The 16,694-nt window shown below is 38.9% G+C and carries 11 protein-coding genes; 7 read left to right on the forward strand and 4 right to left on the reverse strand.

The window, feature by feature from the left end:
• Positions 1 to 292: 292 nt before the first annotated feature.
• Positions 293 to 1,189, forward strand: a complete 897-nt coding sequence (locus IM793_RS11845) for a helix-turn-helix transcriptional regulator (protein WP_132400846.1) — start codon at positions 293 to 295, stop codon at positions 1,187 to 1,189.
• Positions 1,190 to 1,842: 653 nt separating this feature from the next.
• Here the strand turns inward: IM793_RS11845 and IM793_RS11850 are convergent.
• From IM793_RS11850 to IM793_RS11865, 4 genes are all read right to left on the reverse strand, one after another.
• Entirely contained in the window at positions 1,843 to 2,919 is a 1,077-nt protein-coding gene (locus tag IM793_RS11850; protein ID WP_193421557.1) for a phytase, read from the reverse strand.
• 1 nt (position 2,920) lies between these two features.
• On the reverse strand, positions 2,921 to 4,180 hold the full coding sequence (locus IM793_RS11855) for a right-handed parallel beta-helix repeat-containing protein (protein ID WP_132400840.1): 1,260 nt from the start codon (positions 4,178 to 4,180) through the stop codon (positions 2,921 to 2,923).
• A gap of 22 nt (positions 4,181 to 4,202) precedes the next feature.
• A complete protein-coding gene (locus tag IM793_RS11860; protein WP_193421559.1) occupies positions 4,203 to 6,980 on the reverse strand; it encodes a TonB-dependent receptor in 2,778 nt (925 codons plus the stop codon).
• A gap of 261 nt (positions 6,981 to 7,241) precedes the next feature.
• Positions 7,242 to 8,846 carry a tetratricopeptide repeat protein gene (locus IM793_RS11865; protein WP_193421561.1) on the reverse strand — a complete coding sequence of 535 codons (1,605 nt, stop codon included), beginning with the start codon at positions 8,844 to 8,846 and terminating at the stop codon, positions 7,242 to 7,244.
• Between the two features lie 159 nt (positions 8,847 to 9,005).
• Here IM793_RS11865 and IM793_RS11870 point away from each other — a divergent pair, with 159 nt between their 5' ends.
• The 6 genes from IM793_RS11870 (at position 9,006) to IM793_RS11895 (ending at position 16,613) form a co-directional block, all read left to right on the forward strand.
• The gene (locus IM793_RS11870) at positions 9,006 to 9,401 is read left to right on the forward strand and encodes a GNAT family N-acetyltransferase (RefSeq protein WP_193421563.1); all 396 of its coding nucleotides are present in this window, start codon (positions 9,006 to 9,008) and stop codon (positions 9,399 to 9,401) included.
• Between the two features lie 732 nt (positions 9,402 to 10,133).
• Complete coding sequence (locus tag IM793_RS11875; protein WP_193421565.1) at positions 10,134 to 10,493, forward strand: hypothetical protein; 360 nt, start codon at positions 10,134 to 10,136, stop codon at positions 10,491 to 10,493.
• An 88-nt stretch (positions 10,494 to 10,581) separates the two neighbouring features.
• Positions 10,582 to 11,277, forward strand: coding sequence for an ABC transporter ATP-binding protein (locus IM793_RS11880; RefSeq protein WP_193421567.1), 696 nt, complete (start codon positions 10,582 to 10,584; stop codon positions 11,275 to 11,277).
• 13 nt (positions 11,278 to 11,290) lie between these two features.
• Positions 11,291 to 13,798 (forward strand): TonB-dependent siderophore receptor, encoded by a 2,508-nt coding sequence (locus IM793_RS11885; RefSeq protein WP_193421569.1) that lies wholly within the window; start codon positions 11,291 to 11,293, stop codon positions 13,796 to 13,798.
• Positions 13,798 to 15,246 (forward strand): DUF3526 domain-containing protein, encoded by a 1,449-nt coding sequence (locus IM793_RS11890; RefSeq protein ID WP_193421571.1) that lies wholly within the window; start codon positions 13,798 to 13,800, stop codon positions 15,244 to 15,246. Before IM793_RS11885 ends, IM793_RS11890 begins: the two co-directional genes overlap by 1 nt.
• Before the next feature lie 5 nt (positions 15,247 to 15,251).
• Positions 15,252 to 16,613, forward strand: a complete 1,362-nt coding sequence (locus tag IM793_RS11895) for a DUF3526 domain-containing protein (RefSeq protein WP_193421573.1) — start codon at positions 15,252 to 15,254, stop codon at positions 16,611 to 16,613.
• Positions 16,614 to 16,694 lie beyond the last annotated feature (81 nt).

The raw sequence follows: 16,694 nt of genomic DNA on the forward strand, positions 1-16,694 counted from the left end.
TTATAAAATAGTAAAAAAGTTAAAAACAACTTAAAACGTACTATAAATCACATAAATAACTGTTTTTTAACAAAATACAAACTAACAATCTATTAATCAAAAACATAAAAATCAATCATAAATTAGTCATTTTAAAAAATTATGCTTGCAAAAATGATCTTGAACATTACATTTGCGGGTACAAAATCCGACAGATAAAGGGCGAAATCCATCCGAAAAAAGATGGCTGAAATTGGTGTATAAAAGATGATCGTATCTGTTAAGAAATTATTAAAAAATACTGAACGATTTTATGCAACAAGAGTTACTCAATAAAACTTTTTCAGAAAAAAATCACGAGGAAGCGCTTTCATTAAATGATGGCCTGATGGCAAAAATACACCACAGCAGCGATCCAAATTATTGCAGTTCGGAGCCTTTCCGTGTATCGAGTTATGCCCTAATCCTTATTACTAAAGGCAAGCTCAATATTAAGATCAATTTTGAAGATTATGTGCTCAACCACAGGGATATTTTACTGGTTTTGCCACATTCTGTTTATGAAATTGCAGATAATAGCAGTGTTTCGTTTATCAGTATCCATTTTAATAAGAGCTACCTTAAAAATAAGGGTATATTTTTTAACAATGGCGAAACATACCGGATGTCGAAAGATGTTCAATCACATAAATTTTCATTATCGAAAGAGGAATACACCTTTATTTATTACGATATGCTGGCGCTCCACAAGAAACTTAATGTTTCAAAAGATACTCCACAGATCAAAAATATTGTGCACAACAGCTTTTTGGAACTTCTTTATGATATTTTCCTCCTTAAAAACAAACAGAAAGATTCTAAACCATTAGTACATAACAGTCGCACGGAATTAACCAACCGGTTTTTATCGCTGGTCTCGGAAAACTTTAAAAAGGAAAAGCGTGTAATTTATTATGCTAACTGTTTGCGCATTACGCCGAGGCATTTATCGCAGGTGGTGAAACAGGTTACAGACAGGACGGCTGGAGAAATTATTGATGAAATGGTAATCAGGGAAGCCAAATTACTGCTAACCGGACATGTAATGAATATCTCGGAAGTTGCGATAGAGTTGTGTTTTAGCAATTCTTCATTTTTCGGCAAATATTTTAAAAAACAGACGGGCGTTAGCCCATCTGAGTATAAAATGTCGAATAATATTGCAGTATAGATCAGTTGAACCGTCATTTCGATTGAAGCAAACCGATTTAAGGATTTGTTTTTATTTACTTATGGTATGCAGCTTGTTTCACAGGTTTCACCGGTAGCGAAATGGAGAAATCTTTCGATATAGATTTCTATACTCCTCGACGCCACTATCGATGACATATTCTAAAAATCGGCGTCATCTCGACCGGAGCAACGCGTAGTGGAGATGACGAATTAAATGAAATTGGACAGGAAGATGGAAGTCTTAATCTATTCCTTTTTTTGAAAAGCAGGGATAGTGGTGCTTCGGCCGCCCTGGTCCCGCCCTTTGCTTTATCCCGATAGAAGGAATCGGGGATAACGCTGTCGGTCGGGTTTATTTCACCCATAATAGCAGTACTATTCATGCCACCTAAACCCGATCAAAGCGGGATGCCGATTTCCTTCAAATTGGCAGAAGCGGAAGCGGGACTGAACCCACCCAAATGCTCCTGCAATTGCTTTCCAGAAAATAAATGTTAGCACCTGTTAAATTTTACAACAAATATTACATAGTCTTTTGCTGCCATGTTGAGTTTAATGGATCGCTTTTACTAATGCGTTGAAATGGTCTTCGACTATGCTCAGACTGACATAGGAAATAATTTTATTTAATTTTTAAATAGTCTCTTAACCTTAAGGTTTTATACTAGTTAATTTTTTACCTGCTATATCTTCCCACCTATAAAAATGAAAGGTTTTATCATCGCTCATCGCCACCAGCAAGCCGTGTTTAAAATCGTTATTCAAAGGAACGGAAACCACATCAATACCATCTGTTTGATTAGCCGAATATTTAACTGTGGTTAAAAGCGGGTGGGGCTGAGCAGTATTGGCTTTCGCTACCCGATCGTACACTTTTAACTGTCTGGCGCCCTGATCGGATACCAGGATATATCCTTTATTTCCTGAAGTTTTATAAATAGCTATTCCTTCATTATCGACAGCAAAATCGCCCTGCCCAAATAGCGCCAATTCTTTATTTCCTTTAGCAGGGTCTGCATAATATTTACGTATCCCTACCTGCTCATCGCAGTAATAAACATAACCCAGTTCGTTATCAACGGCAATGGCTTCTATTTCTTTTTTACCACTATATAGACCAAATTTCCGCACCAAATCTGCTTTAACATTGCCTTTTCCGTCATCAGTTAACAAATATTGCCAAAGATAACTTCCGTTTTTAGGTCCGGTTTTACGACCAACAATTGCATAAATTTTTCCGCTTGGATCGGTATACATCGAAATCCCCATCAAATCGCGGTACTCTGCTCCTGTTTCACCTACAAAAACCGGAATTCCGCCATTGTCGATTGCTTTCATATCGGGAAGAGAAAATATCCGCAGTTTATGCGTGTAACGTTCTGTTGTAACCGCAATATCTGTTTTTTTCCCAGCCAACTGTAAACCATAGGCAATATCAACGTTGTTAGGTCGCTTTAAACCTTTTATGGTTTTTGATTTGATGATTTTACCTTTCAGATTGAAAACATACAAGCCACCGCCGCTATCTTTATCGGTACCGATCACCAACGACTGTGCAGGATCTTTCGGGTTTACCCAGATCGCAGGATCATCGGTATCAACATCGACAGGATCAGACACATATAAAGGTTTTACGGCTGTACTATTTCCGTTTTGCGCACCTCCATTACAAGAAATGGTCAGGCTTAGAACCGCTAAAGCGGCAAGTTTTAATATATTATGCTTCATTTTATATCTTAGTTCCGTATGCACCAACAAATGTTGATGGTGAAGGTGAGCTATAGGTGATACCATTTTTCATTGTAATTCCGGCCTGGTAATGGCGGGTAAAGTTAGTAATGCCTTTACCCAAAGCCGGTGAGTTGCCTTGCAGGTGAAAATCCCATGCGGTATTGAAATCTGCATTGGTAACCGCAGTATTTAAAGGATAATTCACAAATTTAGGATCATTAGCTCCGGCAACATTGCTAATCACATCGTTTTTACCACCCACAATATCGCCGGTTGGCTGAAACTGATTTACAGTGGTCTGATCGAAACCATAATACCAGTTATTGCTATAAGCAGAACGGCTATCTTCAGGCTTTTTTGGATCTCTTTTCACACCAAAACGGGTATTGGCGAAAAGATTATTATACAGATCGGCACGTACTGTACTCTCCAGCCAGATTGATCCACCTTTGGCCGTTGGCCTTCTCCAGCCCGTATTCACCATGGTATTGTTATAGGCAATAATATAGGCTTGTGGTGTTTTATCTCCAGTGTTAGATAATTTTAAGGCATTGGTATTAGTGCTATAAACCAGGTTATAGGCCACATCTGCCAAACAGCCCGATTTAAAGTTCATGGCTTCTCCTCCTGTTACGCCAGTGGTATAAAACACATTATTGGCAAAAATAATCTTTCCACCATCAATGTAAGTACAATCTTCCTGGAGGTTTCTGAAGATGCTATTTTGAACCACTAATTTACCATTAGCATTGGCAAACCAGAGCGCGGGTAAGTTTTCTCCGGCCCTTGCTTTATAAAGCCCCATCTTAACCGATGTTGAAGCATCTGAAGTAGTGGAGCCAGCATATTCGAGAATTACATGATCAAGCACCAGTTCCTCACATGTTTGGCCGGCCAAAATGCCGCCCCAAAGCTTTCCGAATTTTTTTGATGCGGTTTTATATAATTCATTTACCGTAAACCTGATTGGATTTTCTGCAGTTCCAAGCGCATACAGATTACCTTTTATAATAATTTCTGGTTTCGCAACCGTATCCATCAGCACCGTCACCCCTTCTTCAATCGTTAACGTTTTCCCTTCCGGGATTACAATATCGCCTTTAATTACCTGCGTACTGCCTTTCGCCCAAACCCCGGAAACCTCACCGATGGCCGAACCATCAACAGCAGTGGTATCAACATCTATATTGGCTTTTTCACATCCTGCTAAGGCCAGCACAACAAGGATTAATAATTTAAAAATCTGGTTTGATTTCATGTCTTTATTTCTTTAAATGCTATTAATTAAATTTATACCTAAAGCCAACAAGATAATTCTGGCCATAATAATCGCTTCTGATCAAGGTGTTTCCATTTTTAACCAAATCTTCATTGATATCGTTATTTGCCGGGTTTGTACCTTTTATAAATAGTTTTGTTGGGGTATTTAAAATGTTATTGGCTTTAACAAAAACACTGATGCCACCTTTAAAACGTTTCTCTGCAGAGGCATCCACCTGTATAAATCCTTCCTGCCACAAATCGTTATTTAAGAATTGTGAAACGGTGTTGATGCGTGGTCCCGTATAGGCACCGGCAACCTGTGCATCCCAGCCTTTTTTGGTGTCTTTAAACAATACAGATAGGTTGGCAATATGTGCAGACTGGCCGTAAAGTGGACGTTCCTGGTTTACATTGGCAGGCTCGGTATCTCCGGTAGTGCTATTGATCACCCTGGTGGTTTTGGTGGTGTTAATGCGCGAATGGGTGTAGGTATAATTGGCCTTTACACCTATTTTACTAAAATATTTGATGTAATCTACCTCAGCTCCGTAGTTATTGGCTGTACCAAAGTTTCCTGGACTATAATAAATATCCTGACCGCGAACAGCATCGGCCTGAAAGGTATATTCAATTGGATTTTTTATCCTTTTGTAGAATGCACCAACCAATAGTTGCTCGGAAGCGCCAGGAAAAAGTTCGTACCTTAAATCAAAATTATCAGCCAGTGCACGTTGCAGGTTAGGATTACCACGTTCCTGAAATTCTTCATTTACAACTTTTCCGGGTACAATTTCGTAAAAACCAGGGCGATTAAGTGCTTTGTAGTAAGAAGCATGCAACTGCGCTTTTTCTGTTAAAAAGTATTTTGCAGTTAAACTCGGTAATACATCGGTATAAATCTGGTTTCCTTTTGGAAAAGATTCTCCTGCCGGAAAAAGAAGATTATAACCCTGATTGGTATGTTCTACTCTTGCACCACCAATTACTTCTAACTTAGCTGAAGTATATTTAAACATTCCATAACCAGAAGTAGTTTGCTCAGTTGCATCGTAGGTAAGGGAATTGGCTACTGCACCTGTTGGATTGCTTACTACCAGATTCAGGTCGGTATAATTTTGGAAATTTACACCATAAATATCATTTGCATGATCTGCTCCCTGAGCCAAATTATAATTATTAAAGAAGCTGCTCCTCTTTTTATCGCGGTATAAACCTCCTGCCATAATATCAAGCTTATGGTCTCCTGATAAAACACGGTAAGTCAAATCAAGATAACCAGCTAAGTCCTCGTCGGTATTGCGTTCCCATCTGCGCGTAACCGGATTGGTATTGACTAAACTGGTACGTTTGCGTTGAAAATTCTGCTCCAATCCATTCAAACTGATACTGGTATTTTCCGGCACATCATTTTTGGCAGAAGAATAAACAGCCGACCATTGCACCTTAAATTTATCATCAAAAAATTTATGATCGCCATGCAGCGTAGAATTGTAAATCTGCTGCTCCGTTAAACGGCTACGGGTATCAAAAACCAACTGTGCATTTCCTGCTATAGGATCATAATCCTTGTTGTAAGTTGTGGTTATGGCATCTCTAACCTGCTGGTTTTTCAGATTAACGTACACATTGTAAAAACTGATCTGATGGTTTTTGTTAAACACATAATCAATTTTCCCGTGCAACCCGGTACGCTGCTGTTGTTCAGAAAACTCGCGGTAACTTTTACTGGTAATTGTAGCATAAGCATCTGTACCAACAACCGAATTATTATAGAAAGTACTATTGCTTCCGCGGTAGGTATTTTGATAACTTCCTGCTAACACGACGCCTAATTTGTTATCTAAAAAGCGTTTACTTAAAGATAAACTTCCGATTAAATTAGGTACAGGGTTTTTATACTTATAATCGAGTGTACCCTTGCTAAAATCGTTCTGTGTAGCATTATAGCTTTTCCCGTTTACTTCGTACGGCGATTTATAATTAATACCTGAAGCATTGTAACTGGTAAACTTACGATCGAAAAATAATTGGCTATAACCGGTAGAGATATTGGCATTTACCTGCAACTGGCCTGGTGCATTTTTCATCACCATATTAATCGCACCGCCAATTGCATCGCCCTCTAAATTTGGCGTAAGGGTTTTGTACACCTCTAAACGATCGAGTAAATCAGCAGGGAAAAGATCAAGCGGAACATAACGGTATTTATTATCCGGACTAGGGATTTTAACGCCATTTACCAAAGTATAATTATAGCGTTTATCCATTCCCCTTAATATGGCGTACTGTCCATCGCCATTGCTATTGCGCTCTATAGACACCCCCGAAATGCGTTGCATCACATTTGCCACCGTTAAATCTGGTGAAATTTCAATTGCCCTCCCTGAAACGATATTCATTAGCTGAGGGGCATTTTTTTCTAAACGTCTTGCCCCCTGATCGGTAGAACTCACGGCATTTGACTTAATTGTGATATCATCAAGGCTTTTCGAATCGCTCTCCATGTAGAACTTTAAGTGATCGTTATCCTCTGTCAGTATCACTAAGGTTTTTTCGATGGTCCTGTAAGTGATGTAGCTTACACTAATTTTAGTAGCACCTGCTTTTACATCCTTAAATTCGAAGGTCCCATCTAATCCAGTATTCGTTACGCGCCTTGGGTTTTCTAAAACCACTGTTGCACCTACAATGGCTTCTCCAGTTTGCTTATCGTAAACGTGGCCTTTCAGTTTTGTGGCATTTGCAGTGCCTGCACAAAAAAGAAGTAAAAACAGAATTTGTAATAGTTTATTCATTGTGTTTGGTCATGTCTTTTTATTATCGACGGGGCAAAGGTGTATACACCATTTTACACAAAGAAATTATTGAGGTTACATAAAGGCAACAGCGTTACAACAAGCATATATCAAAAGGCAACAAATAAACACAAAATATTGATTATCAATAAATTAAACAACAACAAAAGCGCCGTTACGCTTTCGTTACCGTTACATTAACAAATTGTTAAGCCTTTAAAATCCAAAAAAAGGTTAATAATATTACAGCTGATGTAACGGTTATAATGCCTGGATAAATGCTGATAAATTATCGCCTTGTGTCAGATTCAGCTTTTTCCTTAGCCTATATCTCGATACCCTTAAGCTATCGGTAGATATACCGAGCAAGGTTGCAATATCAGCGGAATCGAGATTCATTTTCAATAATGCAATCAGGCGCATATCGGCAGAGGTAAGCTCGTGGCTATATTTTTTTAGACTTTCGAGAAATTGATGGTGCACCTGTTCGAAAGCCAGCGTAAATTCCTTCCAGTTGCGTTCGTGGTTAAAACTCTGATTAATCTCGGCGAGAATCTGGTTCATCTGTTTTTTCTGATCCCGTTTATCCTCTTTCACCATCGCTTGTAAGGTACTTCTGAGATTTTCTAAAAATTGGTTATGCTTAATCAGATTTAACGTGTGGGTAGATAGTTCCCTGCTTTTAACCTCCAGCAATTGTTTCAGATTTTGTTCTTCGAGCTGAAGATTTTTAAGCTCGAGACTGGTCATATCGTGTTCTATCGCCTTCTGCCTCGCCAGCATCTGTTGATCTCTTAATTTTAAACGTTGCCTGCTGAAAATAACAAAACCCAAAACAACCAACAATATCACTACGATTGTGGCAGAAAAAGCAATAATCCTGTTCTCCTTCCGGTCGTTTTTCAGTTTATTAATCTCCTCCGATTTTTTATTAATATCGTAAAGCACCTGCAAAAAGGCCACCTGCCGGGCACCATCTTCCGAATACAGATCAATGGTGTGCTTATAACCAAGTTTTACATAGTGGTAGGCGCTGTCCATGTTGTTCAACAGTTCATATGCCTTGCCCAAATCTCTGCAGCAGGAACTCAACTGGTAAATATTCCCCATCTTTTCGGCCATTTTCAATGCAGTTTCGGTTTGCACAATGCTTTCCTTATAACGGCCGGTTTTACGCAGGATATCGCCGAGATTATTAATTACCTCAATACTCCCTAAATTATTATGATCTTCCTGGTAGAGATTTAACGACTGTTTAAAATGCACATAAGCAGAATCGTAACGTTCCAGGTCTTCATATATACTGCCCAGGTTTTCGTGTATTTTTGCTGCTCCGCTTTTATCGTTAACCTGTTCGTTTATTTTTAAAGCCAGTTTTTGATAGTAAAATGCACTGTCGTACAATTGCCTTTTTTCGTATAGCTGTCCAATATTGCCTAAAACGGTTGCCTGACCGGTTAAATTATTCGATTTTTTATAAATACCAATGGCTTTGTTATAGCTATTCATGGCCTTGTCTTTCTGCTTCATATAATAGTAGAGCACGCCAGCATCATTAAGGTTAGCAGCTAATAAAAGCAATTGATTGGCATTGTTGAATATTTTATCTGCCTTTAAGAAGAATTCTAACGATTGACTGAAATGCCCCTGTGTATAACAAACCTTGCCCATTTGCTGCAAACATTTGCCCTCCAAAAGCTCATCATTATCGTCAATGGCTTTAGCATATATTTTTTTTAATTGAGCCAGGGCTGCAGTCGGATCTTTTTGATTCAGCGCAATAATCGATTCGAATCTGTCGCCCCGGGCGTATGTATTCGAAATGAAGAATAGAAAAAATATAAGAACACAAATGGGTTTGATCATGTTAAAAGCAATTATACCAGGCAATTCCGAACAAAGAAAGAGCACCCATGTTAACTTAAGGTTAAGTTGAAGAATTAACTAGTGCTGATCAATATCGCATCTGTGTTTCTGATGTCGTTTTTATTATTCTCTACAAGTATATTTTGTAATTTAGAGGATATGAATATTACCTATAAGTTAGACATTATCCCTCAGGCAGAAGAGGTGATTAATTTATTTAGCAAGGCGGGACTTAAACGCCCTACTGAAGCTGAAAGAATAACATTGATGCTAAAAAATGCCGATGTATTGGTTACTGCATGGCAAGAAGAAAAACTTGTGGGTATTTGCAGAACCCTTACCGATTGGGCCTGGTGTGCTTATCTGTCAGACCTTGCAGTATTTACAGATTTAAAAAATTCGGGAATAGGCAAGGAAATGATTTCGATAACACGAGAAAAAATTGGTCCGCAGTGCATGCTCATCCTCTTGTCAGTTCCTACTGCCTTTGATTATTATCCTAAAGTGGGTTTCAATAAAGAAGACCGTGCATTCAGTATAGAACGTAAACAATAATTTTATACGAATTAGAAAAATCATATTAAACCTTGCCGTTATATTAGATGGATATACTGAAAGGCTTAATTTTTACCCTCTATTAACTGTTTTCGTGTCAGATGGAAACATCAGACACCACAGAAGATAGGCCAATTATACTTTGCCACGGAAACACGGATTGATACGGAGAAATTTTCATTGCCAAGGTTCGTGTCTGCACGAACCATTTTCATTTTAACCCTACCCCCACCGTGGTCTCTGTCCTCACAGACCACTTAAGTGATCAGAATAAAGGGATTCGATGAAACGAGATGCCTGTGTTAAATAAACCCGACCGATAGCGTTATCCCGGTTTAAGAATTATTTTCTTTACCGGTTAATCTACCGGGATTAAGCAAAGGGCGGGGCTATCGTAACCGAAGTACCACTGGTATTGCTTTCCTAAAAAAATGATTAAGCCTAACATTTTATAAATACTTTAGCCCTTAATATCAAACATTTTTTCCGTGTCAGATGGAAACATCAGACACCACAGATAAGCAAAGGGCGAGCTATCGTAACCGAAGCACCGCAGGTATTGCTTTCTTAAAAAAAATGGTTAAGCCTAACATTTCATAACTACTTTAGCCTTAATATCAAACATTTTTTCCGTGTCAGATAGAAACATTAGACACCACAAATAATCATCAGATTCAAAACCAAGCCTAACAAAAGATTTGATTTTAATTTTTTAAATGTAACTTTGTTGCATTGAAACATTCAACGTACAAATATCGCCGCGAAATTTTTACCCGCATATGGGGGATATTGGTATTAGCGGTATTTCTTAATGCAATGTTGTTAGAAAGTCTGCACCACCACGGAGCGAAAGAAATAACACATCATAATTCTCATTCAAAATACAATACGCAACTTGGTTCTGCAAAGTTAAAATGTAAACTCTGTGAGGTGCTGAAACACCAATCGCACTTTTTCTATCTGCCAGCACCCTTTGCATTGTTTTTACCATTAAATAAACCAGGTGTTAAACCTTGCGCTTATTTGATCAAGCGTCCAGTTGCTTATATCCTATCTTATGCAAATAAAGGGCCGCCAGGTTTATTGGCCTAATCACTAAAACCAGTTTTTTTTATTTATCAGACAAATTCATTTTGTTTAATGTGCAGCTGTGCCGGCATGCGCTATACTCTTATATTTTATGCTTCAAGCCATTTCATTATCTAAAAATTACGGGGCTTACCAAGCCCTGAATCAACTTAATTTAACAGTTAACCCTGGCGAGGTATTTTGCCTCTTAGGCCAAAATGGTGCAGGAAAAACAACGACCATTAATTTATTTCTCGGTTTTATTGAACCAAGTTCGGGTAAAATTTTAATTGACGGCAGGGAGTTGGACACACATGATAGCGAGCGCCGCAAACACCTCGCTTATATCCCTGAAGTGGTGATGCTTTATGGTAACTTGTCGGCCATTGAAAACCTTGATTACTTTTCCAAACTGGCAGGTTTTAATTATGGCACCAAAAGTTTGATCGGTTTTTTAAACCAATGTGGCCTACAAGAATCAGCTCACCACAAACAGCTATCTGGTTTTAGCAAGGGGATGCGCCAAAAGGTAGGTATTGCCATTGCCCTGGCTAAAAATGCAAAAATCATTTTAATGGACGAGCCCACCAGTGGCTTAGATCCAAAAGCAACAGCAGAGTTTACACAATTGGTTAAACAATTGTCTGCCGAAGGTAAATCCATCTTAATGGCTACGCACGACATTTTTAACGCGGTAAATGTGGGTTCTCACATCGGCATCATGAAACAGGGCGAATTGATCCATACCCTTAAAGCCAGCGAGATTAACGCAACCGACCTTCAGGAATTATACTTACAAACCATCTAAAAAAATCCATTTCATGTACCCAAAATATAAGGCACTTCCTGGTGTCGTTACAATTTGTTTGCTTTTTTTGCTCAATTTATTTAACCTGCAAGCCAATGCCCAAATTAAAGTAAGCGGAAAGGTGATTAATGCCCTGGATCAAGGCGTCCATAAAGCCACGATTAAATTTAAAAATGGCAAAGATCAGTTAAATACAATTAGCGATTCGTTAGGAAATTTCTCGCTTATCTTACCTAAAACTGCCAATTATGCTATCACCGTAAGCGCCATTGGTTATAGCAACTTTAATCAGATTTACCCTATCAATCAGACAGGCGATTTAAATCTTGATGCCATTGTATTGCAAACTTCAAATGAAGAACTACAAACTGTTGAAGTAGTAGGTACCAACGGCAAAAAATATTACGGCAATTATTCCTTCTCAGCCACAAAAACGGCCACATTGAATAAAGACATTCCTCAGGCTATTTCTTCGGTTTCAAAAGAACTGATTGCCGACAGGCAGGCAGCTGTACTGGCTGATGCTGTTAAAAATGTAACCGGAGTATCGCAAAGCAGTTATTATAATCAATTCTCTATCAGAGGAATTAACCAGAATGAAGAAGGTGCTATTATTAATGGCATGCGTACCCATCAATATTATTTTAACCAACCATTAACCAATAACCTCGAACGAATCGAAGTAATAAAAGGCCCTGCAAGTGCCACGTTTTCGAGCGTAGACCCAGGGGGAAGTATTAATCTGGTTACTAAAAAACCACTGACTGAAGACCGCAAGGAAATCAGCATCTCAGCAGGAAGTTTTAGTACAATACGCGGCGCATTAGATTTTACTGGTCCGTTAAATTCGGATAAAACACTGCTTTACCGGCTTAACCTCGGCTATGAAGACAGCAAAAGTTTCAGAGACCTGCAATATAGAAAGGGTTATATGATTGCTCCTTCATTTTCATACATCCCAAATGACCGTACCAGTTTAAATGTAGAGGTTGTAATGAACAACAGCAATTCGAGATTAGACCGTGGACAAGCTATTTTTGGCGCCATCGCCGGGCAAACCGATTTAAAAAGTACACCGATCAGTTTCAACATGGGTGCCAGCAACGACCGTTTTAACAGTCAGGATTTAATGCTGATGACCAATTTTTCTCATCGTTTTAACCAGGATATTGTTTTCAATGTGGCTTATATGAAGCAAAACTGGAACGAAGATCTTTTGGAACATCGAACCACCAATGCTTTTGGTGTTGATGAAAACAATCAACCGATCCCTACCCTTGCAGCCATGCGGGCAGTTCAGCGTCAGCAAAAGTGGCGTACCGATAATCTAAGCACCTATTTCAGTATAAATGCCAATACGTTTAGCTTAAACCACAAACTGGTAATCGGCTACGATCGGATTAATACCCAAAAACTGCGTGGCGGTGGTGAAAATTCTGCACAGGGTTACCGGTTAAAAGACGGAACCATTGCAGCAAGGTACGATCCCACAAAAAAAGATCTCTATTTATTTAAAGTGGTAAACGGCGTAAATGCACCTGTGCCCAACGTAGAACATTTTAACCTCGCCAACCCAAGTTATACGATTAAAAATTTAAGCGATTATATTTTTACCAAAACTGAAATACCGCCAGCCTACAATTTAGTTAATGCCGTTTATTTTCAGGATCAGATCAAATATGACAAGCTTGCCTTAACCCTGGGCCTTAGACAGGAATGGTACGAAGATTACAGCAATTATGAACTGGCGACCCAGAAGAAAATTTATCAACATAAACTCTTGCCAAGAGTTGGGATAACATACGCGGTAACCACGAACATTAACCTTTATGGAACTTATTTACAAGGTTACCAACCGCAGGGCAATACTTCAACTCTGGTAATTGTTCCGCCGCCTACAGGTTCCAATTTTAAACCATTAGAAAGTGATTTGAAGGAAATTGGTGCGAAATCTGAATGGCTGAATAAAAACCTGATGGTAAATGTTTCGGTTTTCGAAATTAACCAGAAAAACCTATTGATGAATGCAAACGATCCTTTAGATGTAAACCGTTTAATTGAACGTGGTGCACAACGCAGCCGTGGTTTCGAATTCGAGGCTTCAGGTTTCATCAGACAGAACTGGCAGTTTAATGCAGGTTATAGTTATGTAGATGCCATTATTAAGGATGATTTCAACCCGGCTTTAATCGGTCAGCGTGTGCAGAACATACCAAAACACAGTGCCAGCTTATGGACGCGTTATAATTTTGAAACGCAACAGCTGAAAGGCATTGGTTTTGGTGCAGGCTTACAATATAGCGGTACTAAACTTCCGTTATACATCAGAGATTTTACACTTCCGGCCTATACCCTTGTTGATGCCGCAATTTATTATTCGCCTGCAGGCGCTAAAGTACAGCTGGCCATAAACATGAACAACATTTTAAATAAAACCTATTGGGTTGGGGCACAAAACTACCTACGCCTTTTCCCTGGCACACCAAGAAATGTAATGTTTAACGTAACTTATAGAATATAATGTCAGCTAGAATAAGCACTATTGCGAAACAAACTTTTAAAGCCGCCTTTAACAATAGCGCCACCTTAGCCTTAACCCTTTTATTGGGTTTATCGCTCTGTTTGGCCACTTATGTTGGCTGGCAAAACTTTAAAACGCAAAATAATCAACGGCTCCATTATAAGGAGCTGGTAAGGGCACAATGGTTAGCCAAACCAGATAAACATCCTCACAGGATGGCGCACTATGGCTACCTCGCCTTTCGCGAAAAACATGAACTCAGTTTCTTCGATTTTGGCATAGAAAGTTTCGCCGGGGTATCGATTTTTTTAGAGGCACATAAACAGAATACCGTTAATTTTAGTGAAGCAGGTTTTACGAACGGTATGTTAAGCTTTGGCGAAATCAGTGTAGCCATGGTATTACAACTATTGGTACCGCTGCTCATTTTCTTTTTGGGTTATAACAGCATATCGGCAGAACGCGAATCAGGGACTTTAAAAATCCTGTTGTGCCAGGATGTAAGCTGGAAACAACTCCTTTGGGGCAAAACTATAAGTATTATTGGCATTTGTCTTTCCATATTTATCCCACTTATATTGCTCACCATCTTGTTATGGGCATCTTTAAGTCACTGGGAAATTAGTATGGATTCAGCCTTACGCCTGTTACTTCTGGTTTTATCTTATGCCATTTATTTTTTCATTATTTCGGCTATTACCGTTTTGGTTTCGGCCTTTGCGCGAAGTTCTAAATCAGCCTTAATTACCTTATTGGCCTGCTGGATATTTTTCATGGTCATTATGCCCCGTATTACTCAGGCGGTTGGTGTAAAGATCCATCCTTCGCCTTCTAAAATAGAATTTGCCGATGCCATTGCAGCTGATGTTCATCGGCAAGGCGATAGCCACGATCCCAATGACCCACATTATGCGGCCATTAAAGATTCACTGCTTAAAGCTTACGCGGTGGATGATGTAAAAAAACTCCCTTTTAACTATGGCGGTTATATTATGGCCGAAGGCGAAAAAATTACCTCAAAAATTTATAGTCAGCACCAAAATGAGCTGAACCATATTTTCGAAAAACAGAACAGCATTACTACCATTTCGGGTTTCTTAAACCCTTATTTATTGCTGAAACATATTTCGATGGCCTTAACCGCATCCGATTTTAATACCTTCGTCGATTTTCAGCATCAGGCAGAGACCTATCGTTATCAACTTGCTCAAAAGATGAATAAGCTGCAAATTGAAAAGATCAGCAATATTGCACCTGGAGAAGAAGAAAAACCTTTAGCCATCAGCAAGGCAAACTGGGCCGAACAACCCGATTTCAATTACCATTTTAAAAAATTAGGTACTGTTTTGTCGAATGAGTTATTAGCGCTAAGTGCTTTAACCTTCTGGTTATTGGTTGCGGTTATGTTGCTTCAATATTCAACCAAATGGATCAAAACGATATCGTAATAAACATGAAAAAAAGTAGATATAACCTTGAATTTAAATTGTTTTTTAGAAGTAGTTCCTCATGGATTGGGATCGTTGTGCTCCTGATAACAGGCTTTGCTGGCCTGTATTTCGGCAAAACCTTCGTCGCCAGGCAAAAGGCTGTAATTGAAAAAGCAGCATTGCTACAAAAGAAAAACACCATCAATAATATTAATCACTTTGGCAAAGATATTGGCCTGTTTTTTTTCCATAATAAGTTTACGCTGGCCAACGCACCGAACAACTGGGCTGCTTTTGCCAATGGGCAGCGAGATATCAATCCTTATTTAATTTCGGTAACCATGTTGGGTTTAGAAGGCCAACTTTATGATACAGATATTAATAACCCTGTTAGCCTGCTTTTGGGCAATATGGATCTTAGTTTCGTTTATATCTTTTTATTCCCACTGGTTATTATTGCCTTTACCTACAATCTTCTTTCAGAGCAAAAGGAAAGCGGCATTTGGTCGCTCTTAAGAGCACAAACCAATCAATCATTTCAGGTAATCTGGCAAAAATTTTTAGTCAGGCTAGTGGTAATTTTTACTGTTGCGCTGTTGCTATTATTTATAGCGATGCTTTATTTAGAACTCCCCCAAGATTTCACTTTCTTGTCGGTTACCGTACTCATTTTACTTTATCTGACTTTTTGGTTTGCCATTTCATTTTTCTTCATCTCTCTAGGTAAATCTTCTAATTTTAATGCATCGGCGCTGATAGCAGTCTGGGTACTACTCTGCATCGTAATTCCTGCATCTTTCAATCTTTTCCTTACCTGGAAATACCCGGTACCTGAAGCTTTGCAAAATGTGATCAACCAACGCGAAGGCTATCATGAAAAGTGGGATATGGCTAAAGACGTAACCATGAAACCTTTTTTTGAACATTACCCCCAATTGAAGAAATATCCTTTTCCTGAGCAGAAAACCTTTAGCTGGTACTGGTATTATGCCATGCAGCAAATGGGCGATGACCAGGCAGCAACAAGCAGGTTTGCTATCGAAAAGAAACTCGCCAGCAGGCAATATTTCACCAATATCTTTGCATTTTTCTTTCCTACCATGCAAACTCAACTTGGGGTAAATAAAATGGCAGGATCTGATCTGGATACACATCTCGGCTTTCAACAGGCGGTCAGAAAATATCACGAGCAGATCCGCTTACATTTTTATCCGGCAATTTTTCTTAATCAATCAGTTGATAATACAGACATTAAAAATTATAAACTGGAAAAATATAATCCGCAAGAGATTCCGTATATCTGGATTAACATGCTTTCGGTTTCACTGCTAACCATCATGATTATTGGCGCCACTGCCTTAAATTTAAAAAGGTTCAATAATTAACAGAATGGTCGTCATTGCGAGAAGGCTTTTTCAGCCGACGAAGCAATCTTTATAGCAAGTATTGCTAGCATGAAAGATTGC

It is taken from the genome of Pedobacter sp. MR2016-19, assembly GCF_014947265.1.
Taxonomy (GTDB): domain Bacteria; phylum Bacteroidota; class Bacteroidia; order Sphingobacteriales; family Sphingobacteriaceae; genus Pedobacter.

Coding starts and splice junctions, on each gene's coding strand:
- IM793_RS11845 (WP_132400846.1), top strand. CDS start 293: ATGCAACAAGAGTTACTCAATAAAACTTTTTCAGAAAAAAATCACGAG.
- IM793_RS11890 (WP_193421571.1), top strand. CDS start 13,798: ATGTCAGCTAGAATAAGCACTATTGCGAAACAAACTTTTAAAGCCGCC.
- IM793_RS11880 (WP_193421567.1), top strand. CDS start 10,582: ATGCTTCAAGCCATTTCATTATCTAAAAATTACGGGGCTTACCAAGCC.
- IM793_RS11850 (WP_193421557.1), bottom strand. CDS start 2,919: ATGAAGCATAATATATTAAAACTTGCCGCTTTAGCGGTTCTAAGCCTG.
- IM793_RS11865 (WP_193421561.1), bottom strand. CDS start 8,846: ATGATCAAACCCATTTGTGTTCTTATATTTTTTCTATTCTTCATTTCG.
- IM793_RS11860 (WP_193421559.1), bottom strand. CDS start 6,980: ATGAATAAACTATTACAAATTCTGTTTTTACTTCTTTTTTGTGCAGGC.
- IM793_RS11855 (WP_132400840.1), bottom strand. CDS start 4,180: ATGAAATCAAACCAGATTTTTAAATTATTAATCCTTGTTGTGCTGGCC.
- IM793_RS11885 (WP_193421569.1), top strand. CDS start 11,291: ATGTACCCAAAATATAAGGCACTTCCTGGTGTCGTTACAATTTGTTTG.
- IM793_RS11895 (WP_193421573.1), top strand. CDS start 15,252: ATGAAAAAAAGTAGATATAACCTTGAATTTAAATTGTTTTTTAGAAGT.
- IM793_RS11870 (WP_193421563.1), top strand. CDS start 9,006: ATGAATATTACCTATAAGTTAGACATTATCCCTCAGGCAGAAGAGGTG.